Annotated in this window: 16 protein-coding genes; 9 read left to right on the forward strand and 7 right to left on the reverse strand. The window is 46.6% G+C overall.

The genetic code is table 11. The features are described 5' to 3' along the window. Nucleotides 1-125 precede the first annotated feature (125 nt). Entirely contained in the window at nt 126-1,982 is a 1,857-nt protein-coding gene (locus ACDJ58_RS09325; protein ID WP_413377317.1) for an adenine deaminase, read from the forward strand. 390 nt (nt 1,983-2,372) lie between these two features. Further along, complete coding sequence (locus ACDJ58_RS09330; RefSeq protein WP_413377319.1) at nt 2,373-3,293, forward strand: hypothetical protein; 921 nt, start codon at nt 2,373-2,375, stop codon at nt 3,291-3,293. A 152-nt stretch (nt 3,294-3,445) separates the two neighbouring features. On the opposite strand, the gene ACDJ58_RS09335 is transcribed toward ACDJ58_RS09330, so the two are convergent. Continuing rightward, the gene (locus ACDJ58_RS09335) at nt 3,446-4,360 is read right to left on the reverse strand and encodes an AraC family transcriptional regulator (protein WP_413377321.1); all 915 of its coding nucleotides are present in this window, start codon (nt 4,358-4,360) and stop codon (nt 3,446-3,448) included. Between the two features lie 172 nt (nt 4,361-4,532). Between ACDJ58_RS09335 and yicI the strand changes: the two genes are divergently transcribed. The 4 genes from yicI to ACDJ58_RS09355 all read left to right on the forward strand — a co-directional run bounded on the left by yicI (nt 4,533) and on the right by ACDJ58_RS09355 (nt 12,596). Beyond that, nucleotides 4,533-6,845 carry an alpha-xylosidase gene (gene yicI / locus ACDJ58_RS09340; protein ID WP_413377323.1) on the forward strand — a complete coding sequence of 771 codons (2,313 nt, stop codon included), beginning with the start codon at nt 4,533-4,535 and terminating at the stop codon, nt 6,843-6,845. A gap of 326 nt (nt 6,846-7,171) precedes the next feature. Next, nucleotides 7,172-8,182: a phosphotransferase gene (locus ACDJ58_RS09345; RefSeq protein WP_413377325.1), complete on the forward strand. Its 1,011-nt coding sequence runs from the start codon at nt 7,172-7,174 to the stop codon at nt 8,180-8,182. Nucleotides 8,183-8,204: 22 nt separating this feature from the next. Then, complete coding sequence (locus tag ACDJ58_RS09350; protein WP_413377327.1) at nt 8,205-11,117, forward strand: glycoside hydrolase family 3 C-terminal domain-containing protein; 2,913 nt, start codon at nt 8,205-8,207, stop codon at nt 11,115-11,117. Between the two features lie 177 nt (nt 11,118-11,294). Continuing rightward, a complete protein-coding gene (locus ACDJ58_RS09355; protein ID WP_413377329.1) occupies nt 11,295-12,596 on the forward strand; it encodes an MFS transporter in 1,302 nt (433 codons plus the stop codon). A 94-nt stretch (nt 12,597-12,690) separates the two neighbouring features. Here ACDJ58_RS09355 and ACDJ58_RS09360 read toward each other — a convergent pair whose 3' ends face one another. Then, on the reverse strand, nt 12,691-14,013 hold the full coding sequence (locus tag ACDJ58_RS09360) for an MFS transporter (RefSeq protein ID WP_413377331.1): 1,323 nt from the start codon (nt 14,011-14,013) through the stop codon (nt 12,691-12,693). A gap of 32 nt (nt 14,014-14,045) precedes the next feature. Continuing rightward, complete coding sequence (locus ACDJ58_RS09365; RefSeq protein WP_413377333.1) at nt 14,046-14,474, reverse strand: MarR family winged helix-turn-helix transcriptional regulator; 429 nt, start codon at nt 14,472-14,474, stop codon at nt 14,046-14,048. Nucleotides 14,475-14,772: 298 nt separating this feature from the next. On the opposite strand from ACDJ58_RS09365, the gene ACDJ58_RS09370 reads away from it, so the two are divergent. Beyond that, nucleotides 14,773-15,246 carry an RbsD/FucU family protein gene (locus ACDJ58_RS09370; RefSeq protein ID WP_379434652.1) on the forward strand — a complete coding sequence of 158 codons (474 nt, stop codon included), beginning with the start codon at nt 14,773-14,775 and terminating at the stop codon, nt 15,244-15,246. Nucleotides 15,247-15,254: 8 nt separating this feature from the next. Here the strand turns inward: ACDJ58_RS09370 and ACDJ58_RS09375 are convergent, their stop codons facing one another. Genes ACDJ58_RS09375 through ACDJ58_RS09390 form a run of 4 tightly spaced genes read right to left on the reverse strand, consistent with a single transcriptional unit; the run spans nt 15,255 to nt 19,231 of the window. Further along, nucleotides 15,255-16,373 (reverse strand): GerAB/ArcD/ProY family transporter, encoded by a 1,119-nt coding sequence (locus ACDJ58_RS09375; RefSeq protein WP_413377335.1) that lies wholly within the window; start codon nt 16,371-16,373, stop codon nt 15,255-15,257. Between the two features lie 14 nt (nt 16,374-16,387). Then, nucleotides 16,388-16,594, reverse strand: a complete 207-nt coding sequence (locus tag ACDJ58_RS09380; RefSeq protein WP_413377337.1) for a hypothetical protein — start codon at nt 16,592-16,594, stop codon at nt 16,388-16,390. A gap of 43 nt (nt 16,595-16,637) precedes the next feature. Next, nucleotides 16,638-17,789 carry a Ger(x)C family spore germination protein gene (locus ACDJ58_RS09385; RefSeq protein WP_413377339.1) on the reverse strand — a complete coding sequence of 384 codons (1,152 nt, stop codon included), beginning with the start codon at nt 17,787-17,789 and terminating at the stop codon, nt 16,638-16,640. Then, nucleotides 17,786-19,231, reverse strand: a complete 1,446-nt coding sequence (locus tag ACDJ58_RS09390) for a spore germination protein (protein ID WP_413377341.1) — start codon at nt 19,229-19,231, stop codon at nt 17,786-17,788. The genes ACDJ58_RS09385 and ACDJ58_RS09390 overlap by 4 nt, the downstream gene beginning before the upstream one ends. Nucleotides 19,232-19,440: 209 nt before the next feature. Between ACDJ58_RS09390 and ACDJ58_RS09395 the strand changes: the two genes are divergently transcribed. Both ACDJ58_RS09395 and ACDJ58_RS09400 read left to right on the forward strand, forming a co-directional pair. Beyond that, entirely contained in the window at nt 19,441-19,938 is a 498-nt protein-coding gene (locus tag ACDJ58_RS09395; RefSeq protein WP_413377343.1) for a GNAT family N-acetyltransferase, read from the forward strand. Nucleotides 19,939-19,991: 53 nt separating this feature from the next. Then, nucleotides 19,992-20,612: a TraX family protein gene (locus ACDJ58_RS09400; protein ID WP_413377345.1), complete on the forward strand. Its 621-nt coding sequence runs from the start codon at nt 19,992-19,994 to the stop codon at nt 20,610-20,612. Nucleotides 20,613-20,659 lie beyond the last annotated feature (47 nt).

Consider the following 20,659-nt stretch of genomic DNA (forward strand, 5'->3'; position numbering starts at 1 on the left):
AAATGATCCATCCTTTGTGATCATGTACAATAGGTGTGAATTTTCTTTACACATGACGGCGAGACTCATATAATCGTAACAATCTATTTTTTTTGGATCGTTTATTTAATGAAGGAGGCAGCAGCATGAACACACCATCTTTTGAACGCCCATTAATGGCGGATTGTGTACCGGATCTGGTGGCAACAGCACGGGGAGACCTGCCTGCGACCTTGGTCATTCGGGGCGGAACGCTGGTTAATGTGGTTTCGGGTGAAATTTTGCCGGGCATGTCTGTAGCGGTACAGGGAGCCCGGATTGCATATGTTGGTAAAGATGTAAGCCATACAATTGGAGAGAATACACGCATTATTGAGGCAGAAGGCAAATACATTGCTCCCGGATTGCTGGATGGGCACTGTCACATTGAAAGTACACAAATGAAAGTAACGGAGTTTGCGAGAGCCGTTCTGCCTTCCGGTACAACGGGAGGGTTCTTTGACCCGCATGAGATCTCCAATGTGCTTGGACTCAAAGGTCTGCGATTGATGCTGGATGAAGCTCGGACGACGCCAATGGCTGCTTATATGCAGGTGGCTTCCTGTGTTCCTTCCACACATCCTGGACTGGAGACAACAGGCGCTTATATTGGACCGGAAGAAGTGGCGGAAGCCCTCTCCTGGGGTCCGGATATGATTGGTCTCGGTGAAGTAATGAACTTCCCTGGGGTTGTGTACGGGGACGAGACGATGATCGGTGAGATTCAGGCGACGCTCCGAGCAGGCAAGGTGGCAGACGGTCACTTCACCTGGGCAGCGGATGACTGGCGTCTGCCAGCCTACGCAGCAAGCGGCGTTACGGGGGATCATGAATGTGTTACGAAGGAAGATGTGGTGGAACGCCTGCGGCTTGGCATGTACGCCAAAATGCGTCAGGGCTCCGCATGGCATGACGTTGCGGAAACGATCAAAGCCTGTACAGAGCTTGGCCTGGATACACGTCGCATGATGCTGGTGACTGATGACAGAAGTTCAGAATCGCTGCTCAAAGAAGGTCATATGGACTTTGTTGTGCGTTTGGCCATTTCTCAAGGGGTGAAGCCAGTTACCGCTTTCCAGATGGCGACGATTAACACGGCTGAACGTTTCGGTGTAGCTCGCGACATTGGTGCGGTTATTCCGGGGAATATCGCCGATATTATTTTGCTGGATGGACGCCTGGCTGATGTCCGTGTAGGCATGACGATTGCCGCAGGGCATGTCGTGGCAGAGAACGGCAAAATGACAGCGGTCTGGGACAGCTTCACATACCCGGAAGAGGCGCTGAACACTGTAAAGCTGGAAGCCAACATCCAGCCGAAGGACATGGAGCTGTCTGCGCCGATTACCGAAGGTACGATTGGAGCAAAAGTCATTCATGTGACGGAGAATCATGTGGATACCAAGGAGAAGCATGTTAATGTCACGGTGGAACATGGCAATGTAGTCATCTCAACATCAGGTGAAATCTGCAAAATTGCGGTGCTGGAGCGTCACAAACAAACGGGGAATCGCGCCGTTGCTCTTGTTGGAGGGATTGGCTTCACAGGTCCTGCGGCCATTGCGATGACCGTTGCACATGATAGCCACAATCTGCTCATTATCGGGAATGATGACGCATTGATGGCTGAGGCGGGCAACCGGGTCATTGGAATGCAGGGCGGTGTAGCCGTCGTGACTGCCTCTGGTGTGACCGAATTCCCGTTGCGCATTGCAGGCTTGATGTCCACGGAATCTTTTGAAGTGGTAGCAGTTCAATCTGCGGCTATAAGTGAAGCGTTACAGTCTGCGGGCTGTACGTTAAATAACGCATTTATGACGCTGTCTCTGCTGGCGCTTGTTGTTATTCCGGAATTGCGCTTGTCTGATAAAGGACTGGTACGCATTTCGGCAGAAGGCATTGAGCTGGTATCCCTGTTTGATGAGATGGTGGAGAATACGCCAGCTGCTCCAGCTGGTAATTAACGAATAATAGCGTGTCCATTCTTCCTTGAAACGGGGAGAGAAGTATAGGTCGCCTTTGGGCGGCCTTTTTTTATTTTCACAGGAAAACGCTTACTAGGTCTTGAGTCGTCTGTTGTACATATGCAAAAAATGACCCATGTTGAGGTGAAATTAAGCTTAAATTAAAAAGTTTTTCATAAATGAGACTTTAGAACTATAAATACAGAAGTGTGAATACCCGAAATAATGTTATATGATTCTTTCGTCGTGAGTCTAAGAGATGATGTTGCATATAAAAGCAATGTAAATAGTCGTACTTCGAAATAGTATCCAAAGAATGAATATAAAACGACAGAATTTCATCCGGATTTGCACGTTAGAGCTGAATAACATCAAAGGGAGTGTACAAATATGAAAAGCAAAAAGAGATACCAATTCATTTTGTTAATTAGTTGTTTCATGCTGTTTACGGGGAATACTTATGTTTGCAAGGCCACTGCACTTGGCTCAGTCGACAGTTATGAAACCATCCATGGAACGGTACAGGGATCCGTAAGAGCGACCTGGGTATGGGATACCACACAGATTCAAAATAACCCTCAGCTAGTGCTGAAGTTTGCCACAACGAACAAAATCAATACGATCTACCTACAAATGAATCGGGATGTAAAGCTTCCGTACTATACATCTTTCATTCGTCAAGCCAGAGAGAAAAATATTGCTGTGGACGTTATGGATGGAAGACCTGCCTGGGGACTGACGGAGAGCCGGGGTCAAATTGCAGATTTTCTGGACTGGGTTGAAGCGTATCAAAATCAAGTAGAGCCCAATGAGAAATTTGCCGGCATTCATCTGGACATTGAACCTCATGTACATCCAGAGTGGAAAACCAATCAGGCCAGTGTGATTACGCAGTGGCAGGGGAACGTTCAATACATCGTCGATCGGGCTGCACGGATGAAGATGCCTGTAGCCGCTGACCTGCCTTTCTGGCTGGATGGTTATAAAATTCCGGGTTCCACGATGAATGTAAGCAGCTGGATGATCCGCAAGTTTGACTCGATTACCATTATGGCTTACCGGGATACGGCTGCGGCCATCTATAATGTAGCGAAGGATGAGCTTGAGGAAGCGTCACTTTTGGGTAAAACGGTATCGATTGCCGTGGAGACCAAGCAAAGCAAGGAAGGCGATTTTATTACCTTTTATGAAGAGGGTACAGTGTATATGGAAGCACAGCTCAAGCTGGTAGAGAAAATGGCAAGTGTGCATTCGTCCTTTAACGGATTCTCGGTGCATGAGTATAGCTCATGGGAGACATTGAAAAAGTAAATGATATTCCATTCATCAGAATGATAAAGAAGGTGCTAACGACCGAACGGGCTGTAGCACCTTCTTTGCGTCTGCTATCTAAATATAAGTGGAGAACATTAAACAATCGTCAGTTCAATGTGCTGAGTGCCGTACCGGAAAGACGTTTAAGCTTAGACCAGTGCAGGTTCCATCGCCACTTTCTCATAAAACATTTTGCGATATTGGGACGGGGTAATGTTCTTGTGTTTTTTGAATGTTGTAATGAAATAGCTCAAATGCTCAAACCCGACGTCCATGGCAATATCCACAATTTTGTGATCGGTATTCTCAAGCTGATAACAGGCCTGCTGGATGCGATAATAGTTGATATAGTCGACCGGACTTTTCTGCACCATCTGTTTGAAAAAGCGGCAAAAATGTCCTTCGCTCATGTTGGCCTCATCTGCCAGTTCTTTTAACTTGAGTGGTTCGGGATAACGCTTGTGAATATAGCTTAGCACTGATTTCAGGCGCTCCACTTTATCATGACTGCCTGACGGAACGGTGCCTTTGAGTGCAGCAGGTCTCATATGTTCAAACATTTGTGCAAATATTAGATAGAGGTAAGCTTTTGTTGTCATCTCGCAGGTTGGTGTCCCGGCGGCATGATCGGCGAAAATCCGTTTCAAATGAAAAATAATTTCTTGTCCCCAGGCTTCATCGGTTTGGATATGGTAAGGGGGGAGAACCGTTTTGTGTACTAGCGGGCCAATGAACTTCTCCTGTACAGCATCGAACGTCCGACTGCCTAACAGCTCCGGGTTAAATACGATGGATGAAAAAACACAGGGGACATCGCCTTTCAGATAGCCTGCGTGAATTTCCCCCCGATTGATAAAGATGGCTTCTCCCGCCTGAACCTCTACCGTATTCATATCAATTTGAAAAACAGCACTGCCCTGAGTCACCATGGTGAACTCCATCTCATCGTGCCAGTGGCAATCGAGAATGCTGTCGCCATTCAATTGTTGAATATCCGGGTACACACTGACTGGATACATGGCATTGCCGTGAATCCGGTCTTCCCGTAATCGTTCACGTTCCATATGAGAATCTCCTTTTGCATCATTATTAATGTAAACGTTCCCATAGATTGGTGGTGTTTATAAAGAATCGGATAAGAAATATCAGAATCGTGATATATTTGGTCAAAATATGAGAAGAAATTCGTTATTAATGTCAATATTATTATAGTATAACCGAAGGGGGAAAGAAAACATGAAATTTACTGATGGATTCTGGATGACTCGTGAAGGGTACCACGTTCAAAACCCGACTGACATTCGTGATATTGTGCAAAAAGAGGATTCTTTGACCGTATATGCGGCAACTAAATATATTCGCACCAAAGGCGACACTTTGAACGGTACATTGCTTAAAGCAACGTACAGCTCACCTATGCCTAACGTTATTCGTGTAACCTTGAACCATCATAAGGGCAGAGTGAAGATAGGGCCTGAATTTGAGCTTAACAATCAAGATGCGAAAGTTGACATCTCAAAAAATGAACAAGGCGCTGTTTTGAAAAGCGGCAATCTGGAAGTTCATATCGACAAAACGAACGGTTGGGACGTCAGCTTCCTGTATGGAGGAAAACGGATTACAGGTAGCGGTCAAAGAGCGGCTGGTTATATTACAGGTCCGAGTAAAGAAGCGTACTTCCGCGAGCAGCTTGATCTCGGCATTGGTGAATACGTTTATGGACTCGGTGAGCGCTTCACGCCGTTTGTTAAGAATGGCCAAGTGGTTGACACTTGGAATGAGGACGGCGGTACAAGCAGTGAGCAGTCATATAAGAACATTCCTTTCTACTTGTCCAATAAAGGATATGGCGTATTTGTAAACCATCCTGAACGCGTATCGTATGAGATTGCATCTGAAAATGTATCTAAAGTGCAGTTCAGCGTAGAAGGAGAGACTTTGGAATACTTCATTATCGGCGGTGATAATCCAAAGGATGTACTTGATAATTATACTAAATTAACAGGTAAACCAGCGCTTCCACCGGCATGGACGTTTGGTCTGTGGCTGACAACATCATTCACAACGGATTATGATGAAGCAACGGTTAACCATTTCGTAGATGGCATGGCTGAACGTGATCTTCCGCTTTCTGTATTCCATTTTGACTGCTTCTGGATGAAGGAATACCAATGGTCTGATTTCGTATGGGATGAAGCGATGTTCCCAGATCCGGAAGGTATGCTTGCACGTCTGAAAGAGAAAGGACTTAAAATCTGTGCGTGGATCAATCCATATATTGCAGAAAAATCCTACTTGTTCGATGAAGGCATGGAGAACGGTTATCTGGTAAAAACAGCTGATGGCAGCGTATGGCAATGGGATATGTGGCAAGCAGGTATGGCTCTGGTTGATTTCACGAATCCGGATGCTGTTAATTGGTATAAGAGTAAGCTGGAAGTTCTGCTTGATCAAGGTGTCGATTCATTCAAAACAGACTTTGGTGAAAGAATTCCGACAGATGTCGTATACTTCGATGGCTCTGATCCGGTTAAAATGCACAACTATTATACACAGCTCTATAACAAAGCTGTATTTGAATTGCTTGAAGAAAAGATTGGCAAAAACGAAGCTGCCCTGTTTGCACGCTCTGCAACAGCAGGTGGTCAACAGTTCCCAGTTCACTGGGGCGGAGACTGCTCTTCTACTTATGAATCCATGGCTGAATCACTTCGGGGCGGTCTCTCGCTTGGACTTTCCGGTTTCGGATTCTGGAGCCATGATATCAGTGGCTTTGAAAGTACAGCAACCCCTGACGTATACAAACGTTGGGTACAATTCGGACTTTTATCTTCTCACAGCCGCTTACACGGAAGCACTTCGTATCGTGTGCCTTGGCTGTTCGACGAGGAATCCGTGGACGTTGTTCGTGACTTTACCAAACTCAAAATCAGCTTGATGCCGTATCTCTACAATTCTGCGGTGGAGTCGACTGTAAGAGGTATTCCGATGATGCGCGCTATGCTGCTGGATTTCCCAGAGGATCCAACAACATACACTCTGGATACTCAGTACATGTTTGGTGATTCGATCCTGGTGGCTCCAATCTTCAACAAGGAGGGTGATGTTCGTTATTACCTGCCTGAAGGTACATGGACCAACTATCTGACAGGTGCCAAAGTTGAAGGTGGACGCTGGATTAGCGAAAACCATGACTTCAAAACACTGCCAATGATGATCAAACCAAACAGTCTGATTGCAGTCGGTGCTGTAGATAGCAAACCGGATTATGACTTTGCGGATAATGTGTCCCTTCACTTGTTCGAACTGGCTGACGGCAACTCCGCTCAAGCGGCGGTTGTGAACCAAAGTGCTGAGCAGGAGCTGGTTGTTAACGTATCCCGTAACGGCTCTGTTCTGGAAGTTCGTGCTGAAGGTGCAGGCAAACCATGGAATCTCGTGCTGCGTGGCATCGAGAGTGTATCCGGCGTAGAGGGTGGTTCCCAAGCGTCTGGTGCAAATGGTGTTGTCGTTACGGCAGCTGCAAGCTCGCTTACAATTCAACTGTAATGTTTATTGGATAAACAGAAGGACGGTGCCGCAAGGTGCCGTCTGTTTGTCTACTGTCGTGCCATTGGAAGTATGGTTCTAGCAAAGAAATGGTAGTATCATTTATAGATTGAACTGAACTTTTACATGAGAACGTAGAGGACAGAAATAACCTGAAGAAGCGTAGCGTTCGCCTTTATCCCCAGATTTGCTCCTTTGTAAAAGTGATTCAAAAAAAATCTGGGGATAACAGCGATCGGAAGGTTGTTCTGTCATCGAAGTGGTAAATGTAAATATTCTTTAGTTCAATTTATAAAGCGACAGATAAAGATAGGGGACTATACCAAATGAGTACAACGAATTCAGGTTTACACCAAACCATTACAGCAGAAATGCTGCATAAGTTGGTAGAAAATACTTTTGGAACCGCTACCATTGTGAAGAGTTTTGCACTTTTGCAGGGTGGACTTTTTAATACAACGTATCGAATTCAGCTTGAACATGCGTCGTACGCGGATGTGATATTACGTTTGGCTCCAGAGCGGGTAGAGATGCCGCTGGGATCTGCTGGAGATCCGTTATTTTCATTTGAACGTACAATGATGTCTGCTGAACCTGTTGTTTATGAATATTACGGTAAAGCAGGCATTCCCGCTCCAAACATAATTGCCTGTGATGACAGCGGATCGATCATTCCGAGAACCTACATGTTTATGGAGTTTATACCCAGTAAGCAATTGGATCATCCATCGATTTCGGAGTCAGATAAAGAGCGATTATATCATCAGCTCGGCGCTTATACCGCTGTCATGCATCAGTTTGGGGGTGCATCGTTTGGCTGGCCGCAGGGCGATGGGACGATTAAAGGCTCGGATCATTGGTCCGAGGTGCTGCACTCTTTTGCAGAAGAGACGGCACTCAAAGCTTCAATAGCCGGGTATATGCCAGGTGTGGGGGAAGAAATCGCAGATTTGTTCAAAATAAATAAGGATTTATTTGATCAGGTTACTGTTCCAGTTCTTGTTCATAACGATCTGTGGGAAGCCAACGTGCTTGTCCATGAGGAGAACGGGCAGCTAAACATTGCCGCCATCATTGATGGGGATCGTTCCATGTTTGCGGACAGGCAGTTTGAGGCTATTTTATCGACAGAATCATCAGCTGGTTTTCATGAAGGTTATGGCCGGCCACAGGATATGTCCGATGAGGGACAGGCACGCCTTCTTGCCTATCGCATACTTTCCTCTTACTTTAACGCATATGTGCATGAACATCAGGTGGATCAGCCGGAGGCAGGACAGAAGTATCGTGAGCGTACACTGGATCTATTGAAAGAATGGAAGAGATTTCAAACTTAACGAATAAGTAGGAGGGTTTAGTATGAAAGAGTATATTCAATATCCGATGTGGGACGCAACATTACCATTGGAAGAACGATTGAATGACTTGATTGCGCGTCTGACAACGGAGGAGAAAATCCGATTAATTCCTACACGCGAAGCCGCAGTACCCCGATTGGGAATACCCGGTTACAATGTGGGAGGAGAAGCGGCTCACGGGGTTGCCTGGATAGGTGAGGCTACCGTTTTCCCGCAGCCGCTCGGTCTGTCGAGCACCTGGAATACCAAGCTCATGCGCGAGATTGGTTCCGTCATCGGAGATGAAGCCAGAGCATACCACCATCGTGCACCGGAGCGTCACGGCTTGACCTTATGGGCGCCAACTGTCGATCTGGAACGGGATCCGCGCTGGGGGAGAACGGAAGAAGGTTATGGTGAAGATCCCGTATTGACAGGTGAAATGTCGGCAGCTCTTGTGAAGGGTATGCAGGGTAATCACTCTTTCTATCTGAAAATGGTAGCGACGTTGAAGCACTTTTTTGCCAACAATAATGAGAAGGATCGGTTAAATTGTTCATCCAGCATCGATCCGCGTAACTTGCGTGAATATTATTTAAAAGCATTCGAGACGCCTTTCGTAGAAGGTGGGGCCTTGTCCATGATGACAGCCTACAATTCGATCAACGGCACACCAGCCATTGAAAGTCCATATGTGAATGATGTGGTCAAGGGTGAGTGGGCCATGCCTGGATTTATCGTGTGTGATGGGGGAGACTTGTCCCAGACGGTCAATTATCACGGTTATCATGCCACGCATGCGGAATCGGCGGCAGGGGCATTAAAAGCAGGTGTGGACTGTCTGACAGACGAGGTTGACTTAGTCGTATCTGCCTTGGAAGAGGCGCTTGAGCGAAACTTGCTGGAGGTCGAGGATCTTGACCGGGCCATTCGCAATATTTTTGGCGTGCGGATGCGGCTTGGGCAACTGGATCAGACGGGACTTAACCCGTATGCTTCGATATCGGAATCTGTATTGTGTGCGCCTGAACATGCCAAATTAAGTTATAGAGCAGCAGCTGAGTCTATCGTTTTACTCAAAAATGACGGACTGCTTCCGCTCCAATCGGAAAGATTGCAGAAGGTTAGTGTAATCGGTCCCCTTGCGGATGTGGTCTATACTGATTGGTACAGCGGTACACTGCCTTATCGTGTTACCGCTTTGGAAGGACTGCGCAAGCAGCTTGGCGGTGCGGAAGTATCTTTTGCAGATGGGAATGATCGCATCACCCTGAAGACAGGCGATGGAAAGGTGATCACGCTCGGTGCTGAAGGAAAGCTTGTAGCCGTGCCGGAAGGCAGTGCGGAGGACGCCGAGTTCATCCATCAGGACTGGGGCTGGGGAAGTCACACGCTTCGCAGTGTGAAAAACAATCGCTATGTTTCGTTAACCGAACAGGGCATCTATCAGGCGAATGCACCTGAGATTGGTGGCTGGTTCGTCAAGGAAGTGGTACAGATTGATTCACAAGCGGATGGAAACAGTACGTTGCGTACATGGAACGGATTGCCATTGGTGCTGAATGAACGTCAGGGGCAACTGGTGCTGTCCCCAACGCAGGAACAAACAGCCGAGGACTTGAGTTCATCTGGTAATCCGGATGCCACAGAAGGGACGCAGGAACCTGCTGTGTTCAAGCTGGACGTTGTTGCTAACGGAATAGAGCAGGCATTAGAAGCTGCACAGAACAGTGACGTCTCCGTGGTCGTTGTTGGCAATAGCCCGTATATTAACGGCAAAGAGGAAATCGATCGTCCAAGTCTGCTGCTTCCGCCAGAGCAGGCCCGACTGGTGAGAGAGGTCTGCCAAGTGAACCCTAATACGGTCGTTGTCATTGTTGGCAGTTATCCATTTGCACTGCAAGAGTTGAAAGATGTGGCTCCGGCAATCGTATACCTGACGCATGCAGGCCAAGAATTGGGGAATGCGGTTGCGGATGTTCTGCTCGGAAATTATGCTCCTGCTGGCAGACTGAACATGACATGGTATGAGGATGAATCACAGCTTCCTGACATCATGGATTACGACATTATTCATAACAATACAACCTATATGTATCATGAAGGTCCAGTCCTGTATCCCTTTGGTCATGGGTTGACCTATTCGGAATTTGAGTATAAGGCGATTCGAGTGGAGCGGGCACAGGGATCTTTTGGAGATGATGTGCTGAAGATTGAAGTGCAGGTCGAGAACAAAGGGGAGCGTGCCAGCGATGAAGTGGTGCAGCTGTATGGGCACGCTCAAACTTCACGGGTGAAGCGCCCACAACGTCAGTTGATCGGCTTCCGGCGGATTCATCTTGCGCCAGGCGCAGTGGAAAATGTTTCTTTCGAAATTCCTGCTCAGAAACTGGCCTTCTGGGATGTCACTCGTGACAGATATTGTCTTGAAACAGCCACCTGGTCGATCATGGCTGGACGTTCCTCGGCAGATATTCGTCAGACCGCAGAAATCCAAATCGAGGGTGAAACTATTCCTGCACGCGCGCTGAATGTGCCTACGTTTGCGGAAAATTACGATGCATATGCAGGTGTTCTGTTGGATGAGTGTCTGGAAGGTCGTTCAGCCGTCCGAGCCATTGCTTCAAGCGAACCGCTGTATCATGAAGGTCGTTCTTCCTGGATTTCATTCCACGACAATGCTTTCCGGCAAGCTAGTGAGTTTGAGTGTCGGGTGGCTGCCTTCGGAGAGGGTGGCGAATTGGAGATTCGGGCGGAAGGTCCGGAAGGCCCACTGCTCGGCACTTGTGTCGTTCCTGGTTCCGCTGGAACAGTTAACGGGAAGAATCTTCAGTGGAACACAGCTCGCTGTTCCCTGAAGGCAGAGCGTGAGATCGAGCAGCTCTGCATTGTTTTCAGGGGCGGTGCAGCCCTTCAACAATTTGTGTTGAAATAAGTTGATTTGTTGATCTTCATAATGCATAGCGAAAAGGCTGTCCTGACACTGAATTTAGTGCGACAGCCTTTTTGCGCTGTCATCCCAAGTGACCTTTTTTACATAGGCCGTATATTCAGCTGCAGAACAACCCACAATAACGTTGTTGTTTTCTGATTCTGTAAAGGTGGTTGAGGTATGAAAGATAAAAAGTGGGACCTCGTCGCACTCGCTTCCATCCCGGTTATTATGACACTGGGTAACTCTATGCTGATCCCCATCCTTCCCCAGATTGAGCGTGAATTGAAAGTGTCCTCATTCAAGGTCAGCATGTTAATTACGGTTTATGCGGTCGTCGCAATCCTGCTCATTCCACTTGCAGGATATCTGTCGGATCGATTCGGCAGGAAAGCCGTTATTATCCCCAGTCTCATCATTGCAGCCGCAGGAGGCGCGGTAGCAGGAGGAGCAGCCTGGATGCTGAATGGAAATGCGGCATACTGGAGCATTCTCGGTGGCAGACTTTTGCAAGGGATAGGGGCAGCAGGGGCATTCCCGATTGTCATTCCATTGGTGGGTGACATGTTCGATGATGAAAACGAGGTGAGTAAAAGCCTTGGCATTATTGAAACCTCGAATACCTTCGGCAAGGTACTAAGTCCGATTTTGGGTGCAGCTTTGGCTGTATGGATTTGGTATTTGCCTTTTATGGCTATTCCGGTACTTTGTGTGCTTTCATTGGTCCTGGTTATTTTCCTGGTGAAAACACCCAAGAGGAAGGAAGAACCAAAGAGCTTTCCCGAATTTGTTGCTTCCATCCGCAGTGTGCTGAAAGAAAAGGGCCGCTGGCTGTATGCGATTTTTGCGATCGGCGGTATTTGCATGTTTGTTCTCTTTGGTGTGCTCTTTTATCTGTCGGAGACGTTGGAATCGGAGTTCAAATTAAAGGGTGTACTTAAAGGACTTGTACTTGCTATACCACTGGCAGCCTTGTGTCTGGCGTCTTTCTTTGCTGGAAAATGGATAGGAAAGAACAAGACACGGATGAAATGGCTTGGTTTTATCGGACTTGCTGTTTTAACAGTATCTCTTGGCGTGATCGGGCTTTTTGACAACATTTATGTAGTTGTTGGTTTGTTCACCCTTGGTGGAGCGGGAATAGGCGCTACACTGCCATGTCTGGATGCTATGGTTACTGAAGGGGTGGACAAGGAACAACGCGGCACCATTACGGCGTTATTCAGCAGCATGCGTTTTATCGGTGTGTCTCTCGGTCCTCCTGTCGTGTCATTGTTGATTTCTTCCCACCATTTCCTTCTGTTTGGTATTCTCGCCGCATCCGGGGCAGTGGGAGGGCTACTCACGTTATTGGCAGTCAAGCCAGATCAGGGAAATCAGCCTACATCAGGCAGTGGTCAAAATCAACGTGAACATGATTATGATGAAGTGAAACAGCCCGGTGGTTATCTGCCAGGGCGGAGAAAGAAAAGTCCACTCTGATTTAAAATATAAAAATGCGTTTACTCTGAGGGATGTATCTCTCCTCACAGAGTAAACGCGTTTTAATGAATCGAAGGATAGCAGTGTATTTGCATCAATTATCTTTTTGCTGAGTAGTTGTGTTATTTTCAGATGCAGTTTCGGTATGCTCATGCCGATCGGAATCCTGCGCAGCGATATGTGTATGAGACAATAGCGGATGCACAGGCACCGCAAAACCTCCATTTCGTTTCCCTTGAATCAGGTATATCAGGAGAAATAGGATCATGAACACAGTGGAATAACGGTACATATCGGTATAACTTGTTATGGAAGCAATAGCGCCCAGCAGAAGTGCTCCCAGAGCAATCCCCAGATCCAGCGTATTCAGAAACATGCCGTTAGCCATACCGCGCTGTGAGGGGGATACAATCTGAATCATCCAGGTCTGCATGGAAGACTGTATCGAACCATATCCGATTCCATATAAAAATGCAGCGACAAACAAGATGGACATCGACGAAGCGTAAGAGAGCATGATCAGTCCAGCAGCGATGAATATCGCTCCGGGAATCAGTAACGCTTTTGGACCTTTACTGTCATAGATCCGACCTGCAAACGGTCTAACCAGCAGTACAGCGAGAGCATTAAACAAAAAGAACAATGCAGGGTTAGCCAGGTTGGCTTCCTTTCCGTACAAAACGATGAATCCGACCAGTCCGCCATACGTGATGGACAGCAAACAATTCAATACACTTGGCAGAATCAGTTTGCGGTTGAAAGGTGTCTTTACCTTGGTGCCTGATATTGCAGCAGTTCCAACGGGTGGCGTTGGTATCGCCTCATCATTGACCCTACGAGCTTTCTTGCGTGTCAGTGAATAGCTGAGCGGATAGATGACCACAATAACACCTGCCGTACATAACATGAGTGTCACGAACCCGGCACCCTGAAGCACGGTGACCCCAATAATGGGACCCATGGACATGGCCAAGCTTGTGGACAGACCGAAATAGCCCATACCTTCACCCATCCGTTTCACAGGCACAATATCCGACGCCATAGTCGGGAAAGCCGTGCTACTCATACCGAATCCGATACCGAACACCATCCGCAGCAACAACAGGACCGCAATCCCAGCAGCAAAATAATATCCAAGTGTAGCGAGTAAGGCAACTGTCAGGCCAATATAGATCATGGCATTACGAAGACCCTTCTCTAATGCTTTGGCTGAATAGAGCCGGGCAGCAATGGCGCTAAGGGCAAAAAGACAGGTAAAGAGGCTGACTTCAAAGGCATTGGCGTGAAAACGGTCCTGCACATAAGAAGGCAGTGGGGATACAATCATGTGAAGTTGTAGAAAGAGTAGAAAGTTACATAACATGAGCAGGATAAAATCGGTGGTCCATAGTTTGACTTGCGATGATTGTGATTTCATTAGTTGTTCATTCCCCCTTGGTGTAAAATTCGTTACAGGTTGCTGTTCATGAGGGAAAGAGTATGTCTAAATGCTTCCATCTGGTCTTCGGGTATACCTTCAATCAGATTTTTATTCATTTCTCTTTCGAGCGGAACAAGCTGGTCAAGCAATTTTTTTCCTTCTTCGGTCAAATAGAGCAAGTAGGCTCTGCGATCCTGTTCACTGGTCCGGCGCTCGACCCAGCCTTTCTTTTCCAACAGATCAATAATGCGGGCAGTTGTGGGCTGGTCCTTATAAACGCGAGTAGCGACTTCCTTCTGATTCACGCCTTCGCCTCTGCCGATATTGAACAAAACGGAAAACTGCTCTGTCGTAATATCATAGGGTTTGAATCGTATGGCTAGTAAAGCCGACGCCTTGCGATGTGTCATGCCCAGCATGAATCCAATGGATTGATCGAGCGAATAGTCGTTCCCCATATAATCCTCTCTTTCTTTAAGCAAAATAGCCTCAATTCATTTACTTGTTATAACAACTATATGCTAAACAATTAATTTTGTCAAAACGGATTTATGAATATCAGCGCAGTGATAAGATCCGTTCATATGTGAATTCACTTTGGAATAACCGTTATGCGAACATTGAAATATGCAAACGTTGGAAATTACTGATAAAATGGAAGTGCCGCTGTATCGCGGTAATTGGGCTACATGATGGTGAGGTTACGAAGACGAATCTGCTCCAGCTAATTCTGGAGCTGACTGAGGAGAGCTGAGTATGCTGAAGAACATTCCCGCAATAATACCTCCGGAACTGCTAAAGATCATGTCTGAAATGGGCCATGGAGACGAGCTGGTACTGGCTGATGGCAACTTCCCCGCAGCTAGTCATGCCCAGCGGCTGATTCGCTGTGATGCGCTCGGTACAGTGGAGTTACTGGATGCCATTTTAAGTTTGTATCCACTCGATACGTACGCTGAGCGTCCGGCAGCCGTTATGCAGGTCGTCAAGGGGGATCAAGTGGTGCCCATCATCTGGGAAGACTATCGCAGGCTGATTCTTGACCATGAGGGCATAACGGATGCCTTTGATCATGAAGAGCGTTTCGCGTTTTATGAGAGAGCTTCTCGCGCCTATGTCATTGTTGCAACCGGTGAACGTGCGCAGTATGCCAATTTGATTTTGAAAAAAGGGGTCATTTTCCCAGATACAGATCCTTACCCACAAGCGAAAAAAGTTGAACTGAACTGAATTCAAAGTCAAGGCGACGGGGCGGAAGAAGCCTCGCTCGTCTTTTTGCCTTTCCCGAAACGCAGCCAGTAAACAACAACATACAATATAGGCATGCATTCGATAAGTACGCCATATGTAGCAATGGCGAAAGAACGAATGGCTAATTCATAAGAAGCCGCGTCTTTTGCATACTGAAGTACATATGAAGCCGCTGTTCCTGCCAGCAGATAGACGACCGTCCTATCCTTCCGGACCCCAGTAAGTTTAGCAAGACAAATGGATGCGACGTATAACAGAAACGAGCTGCGCGTAAACATGGTCGTAGACCAGATGGCAATCAGGAAGGGATCCAGGTTATCCAGAAAATCGCCGTAACGGGCAAAACGTATCATCTCCAGCAAAGGGTAGCGAAGACTGCTGGCTTCGTAAGGTCCAAAATTCATTAAAGTAAACATCCAGAACACGATAATGAATAATGCAAGTGTAGAGCCTGCAAATAACATACTTCGTAGAAGCGGCCGCCTGAAAGCAATGGCAGGGGCGAGGAATAGGAACATCATCCATTCTGAAAACCAAGGCATGGTTGAAATCGAGCCTGTCAATATTTCTTTCAGATCATGATGAGTTACCATGGCAAGAAGGACGTCAGGATTTCCTCCACCCATTACAGCAGGCATGAGAAAAGTAGACGTGAAGACTTGCACCAGAAATATCCCTTCTGATAAATAGACAATGGTAATTAAACCCGAGCGTGCTGAAAGGCTGATACATAAAATGGTTATAGTTGCTGTCAGCCATATGGGTGTCTCGGGTAAATACATGGATTGCAGAAAAACGATGAAATTCTCTACGTCAACAGATATCAAATACAGGCACAGCAACACAATGAGACCGAGGAACAGCTTGTGAATGACCTTACCCACAATTTCTTCACCAAAATCAATCCAGGGTCGATCAGGGTGAACGGCTCCCAATCTGTATGTGAAAAAGAGAAGAATCAGACTAATCGCAAACCCGCCAAGGATGGATATCCACCCTTGATAACCGCTCATTTTGAACAAGCGCTGCAGAAGGAAAGCAATGGGTTCGGAATATAGGTAGACAAACATAAAACGGTACGCCTGTCCGGCTGACAATTTGATCATGGCGTGCTCCTTTCTTAGCCAAACAAGCGGTCTGCCCAGCCAAAGACCAGCCTGATGACATCATTGGGATTAGGCCAGCTCGGTACAGAGACAGCCAACGTATTCCACAGCAGAAATATCCCCAGCAGAACGAAATAGGTCCGTTTCATTCCTTTTTTGCTGGACTTAATCATGGGCCACTCGAGTATGTACAGTACGGCAAACAAAACAACAGCAATCATTGGTTTACCTCCTAAAGTGGCCTGAAGCTTTCCTCTGTTCCTATCAGTAGCTGGATTCCGAACCTACGAACTGGATGTTGATTTGGGCATGCACATTAAACTGCAATTCGTTTTTGACATAATCATTCCAAACGGGGCGCAACTGTTCCCAGACCCGAGGATAAGCCCATTCTAGGCGATAACCGAGCATCAGAATATCGGCTTTCTTACGTTGGCCGGTCCTTATTGCGTCTGTTAGAAAGGTGCTCACTTTTTCATTGGCCTTTTGCTCGATCTGTTTCACACCCACAATATCTTTTACCTTGAGAATCGGAATCACGGAATTCAGCTCTGCTTGCCCCCGCAAAGTGATGTCAAAGAAAGGTTGTCCATTGACAAGCCTGACCTTGATTTTGGAATTCATATTATAGACCGTCATGCTCGCTTTCTCATCATCGGTTTCCACGGAGACGGCCAAGGTATCCAATTTGCGATTGGCCCAGGCGATGGTCCTTGTTTCATCGGGCGAGATCGAATCAACCATCTTCATCTGTTTGAAAAGAGCGCCACCTCTCTGACTGGTCCATTGCTTTCGTCTATTATCCTCACTTGCCATCGCGGTTCCTTTTGATTCCAGCAAGGGGGCGGCAAAGCCCTGATTCATTTTGTCAGCCATAAGTACACTGAGCATTTGCGTCTTTAACATGTTTTCTTCGGTTGCAAATTCTCTTAACACATCGCTGGGTGTTTCTTCGAAAACCGGAGTCAGATCAGCCACGTCTCTGGCTCTGCCCTTCGAAACCATGACGTAACTGCTAAGATGGAACAAAGGTTCACGTGAGATCCATTCCATCGCATCTTGAATTCCCTCTCTGGCGTATGCCTCACCGAATACCACTACCCGTGTGTGCCCCCAGGAAATCTTTCGTGTGAGATCTGTTTGGATTTTCTCCATGGCGTCAGCGATGGTGGATGCGGTAGCCGAAACGAGAGCATATGGATTTTTTCCGGGCCCCCCCGTTCCTTCCGGAGAGAGACGGTTGGGCAGTGGCATACTTAGTGAAATATCGATTTCACCCGGTTTTTCACCTTTATCAACATACATGGCTGTAATAAACGTACGTTCATTTATCTCTACTTTGGACCAGCAGCCACTGCACAGTAAAACGCATATCATAACGACACTCAGTTTGGTTGTAACCATCAACGTTTTCATGTTTTTTGCCTTTTCTTATTAGCATCTTCGTAGGCTGCTGGTCGCTTCTTCATCAGGAACCAAGGCACACGAACGATAGTATCCTTGATATCACGCAGCACGAGGGGGGCAAAGGGCTGCATGTATGGTACGCCAAATGAACGCAGACTAACCATGTACCAATAGATCAGATAGATCGAGATCACAATGCCGAACAGACCCAGCGTTCCGCCCATAAACAGTACCGGAAAACGAAGTAGCCGGAAGGCCAGTCCGAGCTCGAAGTGCGGGATGATAAAGGCGGCAATACCTGTGATGGATACGACAATAACCAGTGGTGCTGAGACTATCCCAGCCTGTACAGCCGCCTGACCAATAACAATCCCACCGATAATAGACACCGTTTGGCCCAGCGGCTTCGGAATACGAATCCCCGCTTCGCGCAAACCTTCAAAAGTTACTTCCATAATGAGCGCTTCAATCAAGGCAGGGAAGGGAATGTTTTCTCTCGCAGAAGCAATCGTAATCAGCAGGTTGGTCGGAATGATTTCCGGGTGAAATGTAGTAACGGCGACATAAAAGGATGGCAGCAGGAAGGCTATAAAGGCAAACAACAGACGAATAAGCCGGATAAAGGAGGCAGAATAAAATCGTTGATAATAGTCCTCCGAAGACTGCATTAAAGAGAAAAAGGTTACCGGAATGAGCAGGGAAAACGGTGTTCCGTCCTGCATGACCCCGATCCGTCCTTCAACCAGTGCAGCAGCCACCGTATCCGGCCGTTCGGTATATTGATATTGCGGAAAAGGAGAGAGCGGATGATCCTCCAGAAATTCAGATAAATAACTCACGCCCAGGCTGCTGTCCATATCAATATTACCAAGGCTTTCCAACACATTTTCCAGAATGTCCGTTTTGCATAACCCTTGAATATATACAACGAACACCTCGGTTTTAGTATATTTTCCAATGGTGAATTTGATCATCTTCAAATCAGGGTGTTTAATTTTGTGCCGAAGCAGAGACATATTCACATGAATATCTTCGATAAAGGCTTCCTGGGGCCCTACAATCACGACTTCGTTGGTTGATTCCGGTACGGAACGTCTTTGATAATTTTGAAGTGAAAAATGGATCATTCCCGAAATACCCTCGATATATAAGGCTGCATTACCTGACACGATATTATCCACTATTGCTTCTGGTGAATTCGAGTGGTGGCTGTTAAGAGTGAAAAATGATCCGGTCACGACACGAGTAATGAATTGATGATCTATTTCATTTCGTGAGGCTTCCTCAAGCAATGGTTTGACGATGGCTTCCCGCATGGTAGGGGTATCCACAATGGACTGAATATAGATGAGTTCACAATGGAAAGGTCCAACTTGAAAAGGCTGATAGATTATGTCGGCAACACCCAACAGATTAGCTTTAACCTGTTCATAGATATTGTCTTTTTCCATTTCAGTTTCGCCTCCCTATGCTGTAATGCCGAGCCTGTAATCTGACTATAGTGTGCGACGCTTCCACTGAAATATACTTTTAAGTTTGGATTATCGAAATATATTACAAACTTTGATGCAGATGATGAATGGGGAGATTTTCGGATCTGCCTTAAAATAAGAGGATGGAATGAAGTAGGTAGACGTTGTACATAAGGAGATGAGGGAAGATGGCGTATCGGATCAGACGTGCTGAGCTTAGCGATGTTAACGGAGTGGCACAGTTGTTAAATGACTATAGAATGTTTTACGAACAGCGTACCGATCTGGAGGGAGCAAGTGAATACATAAAAGAACGAATGGAACGCAATGAATCCGTAATTTTGATTGCAGAATCGGAATTGGAGACAGAAAAGGAAGAGGAGTGCAGTTTGACGAATAGACCCTTAGCGGGTGAGTTTGGTGGATTTATACAGCTGTATCCTAGCTTTAGTTCAGTGTCCATGAGGCCAATCTGGGTACTAAATGATCTGTACGTACATGCGGATCATCGCCAGCGAGGAATTGCGCGTAAGCTGCTGGAAGCTGCACGACTATGGGGAAATGAGAGTGGGGCTGTACGAATAGTGCTCTCTACGGCGATAAGCAACAAGAAGGCTCAGGCATTATATGAGTCGGAAGGCTATACGCTGGACACCAAGTTCATGTATTATGAACTTCATATATAAGAAAGACTTGGAGAACCCTAAAGTTCAGGATAAGCAGGAGGGATTAGCACAAAATGATGCAATGGATAGCCATGATCACGATGTTGATCGATCATATAGGAGCCGTCTTTTATCCACAGGTGGGTGAGCTGCGGATCATTGGTCGGATAGCTTTTCCAATCTATGCTTTTGCCGTTTATATCGGTTATAAACATACGCGCAACGTACAAAAATACATATGGCGATTGTTCTGGATAGCAGTGATCTCTCAATTGCCGTTTATGGCGGCTTTTAATCATTTTTCGCTGAATGTGGTATGGACATTGTGGTCTGCCCTGCTTGTATTGATCGTGCTCGATAAACTTCCGGTACGTATGCTGAGTATCCCGATTGTCGTCGGTGCAGGCTTGATCATGGAAATGACCCATATGGATTACGGTATGTATGGCTTACTGCTTGTATTGCTATTCCGTTACTTCCAGGGTCCAGTACTGGTAGTGGCTCATCTACTCTTAAATGTGTTGTATATTTTTCTGCACAGCAGCTCTATTCAGATGTACAGCGTGATTGCTACGGCAGGAATTGCAATGGCCCAGTATTATAACGCAGGCTTCCGTCTGAAAGGTCCGCGTTGGATTTGGCGTTATTTTTATCCTGCACATTTGGCTGCCATTGCCTTGATCCGCTTGATTTGAGAAGCCTTCATGAAGAAAAGAAGCCACCTTATCCGTCATCACTGACG

Origin of the sequence: Paenibacillus taichungensis, from assembly GCF_047302525.1 — a bacterium.
Lineage (GTDB): Bacteria > Bacillota > Bacilli > Paenibacillales > Paenibacillaceae > Paenibacillus > Paenibacillus taichungensis_B.